Below are 1,377 nucleotides of genomic sequence, written 5' to 3'. Positions count from 1 at the left end.
GGCACTGAGCAGCGGCACCGGCTGCGGTGTGTTGCTGCGCACCTGATGCACCAGGTTGGCGAACACCGTGCCGATCTCGTCGACCCGCTCGCCAAACTTGCGTACATCGCCACCGGGCACCGGCGTGTACAGGTCGCCGATCTGCGGGTTGGCATCGGCGGTCAGGGTGCGGTACTGGGTTTCGGCGCCGCTGTGGGTTTTCTTCCCGGCGTCGGTGCGCAGGTGCAAGGCGTAGATCTTGATCTGCTTGCCCAATGCAGCCTGGCGTACTTCGGCTTCGTTCATCTGGGTGGTGGCGAACGGGTCGTTCTTGCGCAACGCACCGGCGTCGGTCACCAGCAGGATCAAGCGCCCGCCGTAGCCGGACCAGTCCATGCCTTCCACCGCCTGCATGACACCGGCGAACGCGTCTTCGTTGAACGAGTGGCTGGACACCGTCGACGCTTTGACCTGCCGCGCCATGTCGAGGAAGCGCTGCGGGTCGCGCCCTTGGTCGAGGGTGATCAGGGTCTTGGCCACATACTCCAGGCCCGGGGTTTTCTTGATGCTGTTGCGAAAACCCACCAGCCCAAAGCTCACGCTGTCCAGCTCGCCACGCTCGGCGATACGGGTTTGCAGCTCGTGGACCACGTCGCGAACCTGGTCGATGTAGGGCTGCATCGACACCGTGGTGTCGACCACCAGCACCACGGCGGTGCGGAAGGCGTCGGCGCTGGCATCGATCGCCGGCGTTCGGCCGACAGCCTTGGCGATGACATTAGGCGTGTTGCCCGGGTCGATGGAGGCGACGTTGAGCAACTGCACCGGCTGGCCGTTTTCGTCGAAGCTCTCTTTGGAGTCGAAGATCGGCAGCAAATAGAACTGGTTCTGCGGGACGGCGCTGGCGGTCGGCTCCAGGGCCAGAACCTGCTGGTTGTCCTCGGTGTTTTTCTGCACCTTGAGCAGCAGGTTTTTCGCCGCTGCGGGATCGGCTAAAAGCTTCTCCACTTCAGCGGACTGACGCAGGAACATCACCGGCGCCCGGCCCGAACGCTCGGTGAACTTGAGCACCAGGCTCTGCTTCCAGTCGCTGGCTTGCGCCGCCGGCAGCCAACCGTCGCTGCGCCCGTCGGTGGCGGCGCCAACCCGCAGCCAGGGGCTGCCGTCGACGTCCTTGCGTTGGTAGACATAGAGCACGGAAAACGCCGGCAAACCTTCGCCAGGCGCCCCGCCCGCTTCGTGGGAAAGCTTGGCGCCAGGCTTGCTCAGTACCCGCTGGAACAGGGTTTTCTTGCCGGCCATCAGCAACGGGCGTTGACCGCCGTCAACCTGCGCCGCTACCGGTTGCGCGGCAGGCGGCGCGATGGTCTTGGCCGCCTCGGCAACCGGCGGCGCGGC

Annotated in this window: 1 protein-coding gene; it reads right to left on the bottom strand. The window is 65.4% G+C overall.

What is annotated here, in order from left to right; all coding sequences use genetic code 11:
* A partial coding sequence (locus HX846_RS35470) for a vWA domain-containing protein (RefSeq protein WP_178967274.1) occupies positions 1 to 1,377 on the bottom strand: 1,377 nt, incomplete at both ends.

The organism is Pseudomonas sp. K5002 (assembly GCF_013386655.1).
Taxonomy (GTDB): Bacteria; Pseudomonadota; Gammaproteobacteria; order Pseudomonadales; family Pseudomonadaceae; genus Aquipseudomonas.
This window is presented reverse-complemented; position numbering and strand designations above follow the sequence as displayed.